Source organism: Enterococcus sp. AZ078 (assembly GCF_051714985.1).
In the GTDB taxonomy this organism is placed as follows: Bacteria; Bacillota; Bacilli; order Lactobacillales; family Enterococcaceae; genus Enterococcus_B; species Enterococcus_B hirae.
The window spans coordinates 98500-104499 of the sequence record NZ_JBIOSW010000002.1 but is presented as its reverse complement, the minus strand read 5'-3'; the positions used below and the strand labels follow the sequence as shown (position 1 = coordinate 104499).

At 30.9% G+C, this 6000-nt stretch carries 7 protein-coding genes; 6 read left to right on the top strand and 1 reads right to left on the bottom strand.

Features of this window, described 5'->3' with window-relative positions; all coding sequences use genetic code 11:
- Nucleotides 1-147: 147 nt before the first annotated feature.
- The 4 genes from IGJ18_RS14210 to IGJ18_RS14195 all read left to right on the top strand — a co-directional run bounded on the left by IGJ18_RS14210 (nt 148) and on the right by IGJ18_RS14195 (nt 3674).
- Nucleotides 148-1065, top strand: coding sequence for a ParA family protein (locus IGJ18_RS14210; protein ID WP_010738088.1), 918 nt, complete (start codon nt 148-150; stop codon nt 1063-1065).
- Nucleotides 1066-1077: 12 nt separating this feature from the next.
- Nucleotides 1078-1671 (top strand): hypothetical protein, encoded by a 594-nt coding sequence (locus IGJ18_RS14205; protein ID WP_010738089.1) that lies wholly within the window; start codon nt 1078-1080, stop codon nt 1669-1671.
- Between the two features lie 841 nt (nt 1672-2512).
- On the top strand, nt 2513-3067 hold the full coding sequence (locus IGJ18_RS14200) for a tyrosine-type recombinase/integrase (RefSeq protein WP_010738090.1): 555 nt from the start codon (nt 2513-2515) through the stop codon (nt 3065-3067).
- A 64-nt stretch (nt 3068-3131) separates the two neighbouring features.
- Entirely contained in the window at nt 3132-3674 is a 543-nt protein-coding gene (locus IGJ18_RS14195; protein WP_438843492.1) for a hypothetical protein, read from the top strand.
- A gap of 391 nt (nt 3675-4065) precedes the next feature.
- Here the strand turns inward: IGJ18_RS14195 and xerS are convergent, their stop codons facing one another.
- Complete coding sequence (gene xerS / locus IGJ18_RS14190) at nt 4066-5151, bottom strand: tyrosine recombinase XerS (RefSeq protein WP_136771190.1); 1086 nt, start codon at nt 5149-5151, stop codon at nt 4066-4068.
- Nucleotides 5152-5281: 130 nt separating this feature from the next.
- Between xerS and IGJ18_RS14185 the strand changes: the two genes are divergently transcribed.
- Complete coding sequence (locus IGJ18_RS14185) at nt 5282-5641, top strand: type II toxin-antitoxin system RelE/ParE family toxin (RefSeq protein WP_438843491.1); 360 nt, start codon at nt 5282-5284, stop codon at nt 5639-5641.
- On the top strand, nt 5628-5894 hold the full coding sequence (locus tag IGJ18_RS14180) for a helix-turn-helix domain-containing protein (RefSeq protein WP_010738094.1): 267 nt from the start codon (nt 5628-5630) through the stop codon (nt 5892-5894). Before IGJ18_RS14185 ends, IGJ18_RS14180 begins: the two co-directional genes overlap by 14 nt.
- The last annotated feature ends 106 nt before the right edge of the window (nt 5895-6000 follow it).

Here is a 6000-nt window from a genome sequence, read left to right as displayed (position 1 = left end):
TATTTATGTCTTGAAATAAGCTTTCTTTATATATTTTATAATTTAAAAATAATAAGGTAGTATATATTATATTTTATAGATTTAATTAAAGTAGTATGTTATCATATTAAAAAAGGTAGTATATAATAGATAAAGGAGTGATAGAGATTGTCCAAAAAATTTGTAATTGGTAACTTTAAAGGTGGCGTTGGAAAAAGCACTTGCGCCCAAATGTTAGGTTTTGAATCTGCCGTGGCAAAAAAACAAAAAACATTGATCATCGATTTAGATATGCAAGGGAATACTTCAGATGTTATGAGTTTAACCCATATGAATTTTCCAGTTGAAGATGGTGGTGGAGATGGTGAACCGTTAGATTATCAATATACAATTACTGACGTTCTTGTTGGAACGCCTCCTCTAGAACTAGGATTGGAAAAAAATGGGAAAGTCAACTGGGATAAGGTAGTAGTCAATGATACTCGTGTTGATCCAGAAAAAGCTGTATATAAAGTAGTAGATAATCTATATATATTACCAGCTGATATGAGTTTTGAACTTTACGATGATTGGATCAAAGACCAGTTTTCAGATTCTTCAGATAAACTTCTTTACATGGAAAAAAGATTGGCACCTTTATTAGAAGAATTTGACGTGATTTATCTGGACGTACCACCTTCAATTTCTGTTTATAGTAAATCCGCAATGTATATAGCTGATTTCGCGATTGTTGTTTTGCAAACACAAGTAAAATCTATGCGAAATGCTATGCAATACTTAGAATACATGGACTTCTTTGTTGATGAATTTGATACAACTTTAAAGGTTGCTGGAGTCATTCCTTTTATGCTTGAGAGTGGAGATGCCGTAGATCAAGAAATGTATGCAGAGGCTCAAAAAATTTACGGCGATCATCTATTGAAAAATGTAGTACTTAAAAATGCAAGATTAAAACGTTATGATGGATCAGGAATAACTATGGAATTGACTAAAGCTGGTAAGCTAAAACAGTGGGATAGACGTTCTCATGAACTTTTTATCAATATATATGATGAACTTGTTGAACATGAAACTTGGTACGAGTAGGAGGGGGATCCAATGGCTGATATAAAAGATCTAGGTATCTTTAAGCCAAATAAAGGTTTAAATAAAATACGAGCTGGAAATGCTGCAAGAAAAGAATCGAAAAAAATTTCCGTTGATTCAATAACTGCTGGTGAAAGTGCCATTGTTACTAGTAAAGAAACTACTGAAGCTCAAAAAGTTAATGTTACAGATTCTGTTCAATCACCAAAAAGGCCAACAAAAAAAACAGTTCCTCCTAAGAAGTCAAAAGGGGTAGGGGCTCCCATAAGAAAATTTGATCGTTCTTTTTCTGCCCAAATGCCCCTGAAGCTATCACCACTACTGAACGCCACCTCTAGAGTAATGGTCGAAAAATATGAAACAAATCTTACTAGGGATGAGTTATTAAGAAAAGCACTTGATGAGTATATCAAGCAGCATTTGACTCAAGAAGATAAACAAGATCTTTTTAATAATGTTATGCGTGATATTGAATTATTTAGAAAAAAGAAACCTACAATTCCTGAAATAGACACAGATGGTACTATCATTCGCACAGTAGAAGAAATAGAACAAGAGACTGAAACATTCCTACATGATAGTTGGGGGATGAACTATAAACATTGATAAAGTACTACCTTAATTACAAATTAGGGTAGTACTTTATACATATTTAGAAGTATCATTACATATGATCTTTTATATGGTATATAACTTAATATCCTCTACCTCTTTAAATATTTAATGCTACCAACATTGCTATTAATGTACCTGGTAAAAACTTATAGGGATAGCTAAAAAATCTGTTTGATTTTCAGCCTCAATAATTAAAATTATACTATGGACACTAATAAACTACTACTTTAATTCACAATTAGGGTAGTAGTTTATTAATTAAAGTAGTATATTATTCATTTTCCATAATATTTAAAATATAGCAGTATTCCTTAGTCTCCATTTTTTCAAATATATTATGACGAATTGGATTCTAAATCAACATAACATACTACCTCAATTACAGATTAAGGTAGTATGTTATTACCTTTTTATTGGATTATTTAAATATCAAAATAGCTTGATTGATACTATATAAACTGATCTATAAGTAGGAAACTAGCCTATATTTTGTAATTATGACAAAATTTACTTATATATTTACTCCATAAAAAATGGCTAATTTAACCATTAGAATGCTGACTAAAATCCCAATTTATCTGCGTACATTTTAAGGCCTTATTTGGGTAATCCTTCAACAAAAAAACTGAAACGCGCTCAGAATGCTCCTAAGCAAAAAACACTTTTTTTGTTTGTTATTTCCAGAATATTCTGAGTTACTGAAATGATATAAAATCATAAACTCATCTCATTGATTTTATTGACTTTTAAATCTTAGTATCTATCAGTTTATGATTATGTTAATATATAACTAAAATAAAGAACTCAGAATATTTTTAAGAAGGTGAACAATTTGAACTATAATGTTCAACCGCTGCGAACGATGGAAGAGATTCAAGATTTTCAATTCTGGCTACGAAGAACAACTTACGCTGAACGTGATAGCTTTTTGTTTCTATTTGGGATAAATAATGGTTTGCGAATGTCTGATATTATAAAACTTAGGGTAGGGGACATTTGTGGAATAGATAAGCCTGTAATTGTCGAACAAAAAACAGGGAAGAGAAAGCCAATTTTTATAGATAATTTAAGAGAAGAAATTTCAATTTACACTGAAGGAAAAGAAGATCATGAATGGTTGTTTCCAAGCAGGCAGCAGGGAGGGCATATCACTAGAGATCGCGTGTATCAAATCTATGCTGATGTAGCCAAGAAGCTAGAAAGAACAGATATAGGGACACACACTTTACGAAAAACTTTCGGGTATCATTATTATAAGAGAACGAAAGATATTGCTACCTTAATGTTCATTTTCAATCACAGTTCTCAAGCAATTACAAAAAGATATATCGGAATTACCGAAGATGAGATAGGTGCTTCGTTGCGTGGATTTAAATTGGGAGGATAATTTAGATATTAGTTTTTTCGTGTATAATTAAATAACTATAATGAAAACTTAGAAGGTAAGATGAATGAAGATAACTGAATTTTTGGAAGTATTTAAAACGTTTAGTAACATTTATAATAGAATACCAGAGATAGAACAAAATATTGTAGTTGATAATGATTATTATGGAGGAATGGGCGGAGGTTCTATTGTTCCAAAGACAAATTTAGTAGAGTTAGATGTAAATAATTACAGAGAATTATATGTTTTTAATGCTTTGGATTTTGAAATACCTATGAAACAGATGAAAAACATTGACATACATATCCTACCAAATGAGTCGTGTCAAATAGATTATTCAATCGAATATTTTTACAAAGGTAAAAAAATAAAAAAGTGTGACAAATGTTTTGAATCAGCTGTGGTGAAAGTTCCTCAATTTAAATTAAATCCTGCTAACTCGATACAATTTCAAGGATATGTATTTAATGTTTTAGCTAAAGATAATATAAGAAAATATAAAAAAGGTAATATAGTCCATATTGATAAACAAATATCTTCTAATTTAGAAGATATAAAAAAAGCCTTTGAAATTAAAACAATTGGCACTGTCCCTAACTTTAAATAACAAATAACTTACAGTCACAAGTTATAACGCTCATCTTAATATTTAAAACATATACATTTTTTTCTATGGTTTCTGAATGCGAGTCTCATATCCAATAATCGAAAAATAAACTATTAACAATAAAAAAGTCTTCATTTATTGTTGAGGGAAATAAGAATACTTCTCCTTTTATTATGTTAGTATTGTGGACTGGTTTATTAATTGCATAGTATTTTAACAATCACAATTTTTTTCTTGATTTTTCAAGCTTTATTTAAGAGATTTTATATCAGTTATTCTGATTGGCAACTGGTAGTTTAGTAATATAAAAACGGTAGTGAAGCTTGTCTCTAAAGTTAGGTTTTTGTCTAATTTTAGAGGGAAGCTTCATTATTATACTTGTTTACTACATCTATAAAGCGTTCAAAGCATCAATCGTAGCTGCGTTGTCTATATGGGTATATAAAGTTGTTGTATTAGTACTAGAGTGTCCTAATTGTTGTGCCGTAAGTACTAAAGAATTGGTTTGTTGATAGAGTCTAGTGGCCAACGTATGACGTAGTTTGTGGGGACTGACTTGGACCCTGAAGCCTTTCGAATATTTTGCTACCATTCTTTCTATAGCAATCCCTGAGATTCGTTTTGCTTCTCCTTGATAGATTGTTAGGAAAAAGGCTTTTTCATCGTCTGAAGCTTTATACCGTTCTTTTCGAATGGCTAAATAATTTGCTATGTATTCCATAGCAAAAGCTGCTATATTCACAGCATCTCTTTTATTTCCTTTTCTAGTCACTACGACATTGTTCTTCTCTAAAGATAGATCTTCCAAATTAATATTTACAACTTCTGATAATCTCAATCCAGACCCTAAAATAAGAGCATTTATGGCAAGATCTCTTTCAATATCTCTTTGATAATAAACTAACGCTCTTTTACTCAAAGTGTTCTTATAATCCACTGCGATATAATCCAAATAGTTTTGCGTATCATCTTCTAAAAATAATTTTTTCTCTATAGCATTTGCACGTGCAGCTAAAGTTGTTTTATCTGCAATAGTAGATACTTGGTCCATAGGATTTTTTTCTAAATATGGCTTTCCTAAAGGATTATTCGAGCTCGTAGAAAGGTACTTAAACAAAACTTTTAGTGCCGTGATGTTTCGGTTAATAGTAGGGATCGATAAGCCCAAGTTATTATTGTCTTCAAGTTGAGATTTAGTGGATTCTTTTTTGACATTTTCTTTTGCGCGACGCTTCAAGCGGGACTTATATAGATTTAAATCATAGGCTGTTAATTGCTTTATTGATGCGATGGAAGTATCAGCAACAATAGCTTCGCCCAATAACCAATTATAAAAGAGTTTATAATTTTTCAAGTATTCTAGCGTTGTACGAGGAGATTGATCTTTATTCTCACGTTCCTGAACAAAATCTTTTATATAAGCTGGCATATGAAGCAATATTTCATCTATTTTTATATATATTTCCGTATTTTTCATTATATTCATCCTTTCAAATAGTAGGGGAGAGAAGTAACTCTACAATTGGACTATACCAATTCGAGAGCTGCTTGTCAATTAATTTATACACAAAAATTGAAATAAATAAAATATATGATATAATAAGTGCATGGATAAGATAGAATTCGAAACTTATAAACGACCAAATGGACATGATGAATTTTTAGAGTGGGTTACCGCTTTGCCTATTAAAGATCGTGCAAAATTATTAAGAACTATCAAAGAAACAGAAGTAAATGGCCTGTTAGTCGCACAACGTTTTAAATGGGTTAAAAAAATAGATACCAATTTATATGAATTGAGAAGTAAAGTTGGTTCAAATATTCAAAGAGGGTTATATTTTCATGTTGAAAATGGGCGATATGTAATCACACATGGCTTTACAAAAAAGTCAGAAAAAACGCCCAAAAAAGAAATATATCATGCAAAGGAATTAAGAAAGGAATGGTTTGAAAATGAAGATAGATGATTTAATTAAAGATATGAAAAAAGATACCGCCTTTGCAGAAGCTTATCAGAGTGAAGGGGAGAAACTGCAAACTGCTATAGCACTATATAAAGCAAGAGAAGAGGCGGGACTAACACAAGTTGAGCTAGCTGAACGTGCAGAGACCACTCAAGCAACTATCGCTCGAATTGAACGTGGGGATAACGTATCTTTTGAGAAGCTATCAGCAATTGCTCATGCTATGGGAAAAGAATTAAAAGTTGAATTTATCTAAATAAGATTGACCCTCCAAAAAAATCTTTTAGAGTTTTTTTATATTAATTATATAGAAAGAACAATCTTTCTATATAATTAAATAATTGAAAATAAGTGAATGTAAC

Bases quoted from the DNA above. Each gene is read 5' to 3' on its own strand.
- IGJ18_RS14205 (WP_010738089.1), top strand. From the start codon at position 1,078: ATGGCTGATATAAAAGATCTAGGTATCTTTAAGCCAAATAAAGGTTTA.
- IGJ18_RS14195 (WP_438843492.1), top strand. From the start codon at position 3,132: ATGAAGATAACTGAATTTTTGGAAGTATTTAAAACGTTTAGTAACATT.
- xerS (WP_136771190.1), bottom strand. From the start codon at position 5,151: ATGAAAAATACGGAAATATATATAAAAATAGATGAAATATTGCTTCAT.
- IGJ18_RS14185 (WP_438843491.1), top strand. From the start codon at position 5,282: ATGGATAAGATAGAATTCGAAACTTATAAACGACCAAATGGACATGAT.
- IGJ18_RS14180 (WP_010738094.1), top strand. From the start codon at position 5,628: ATGAAGATAGATGATTTAATTAAAGATATGAAAAAAGATACCGCCTTT.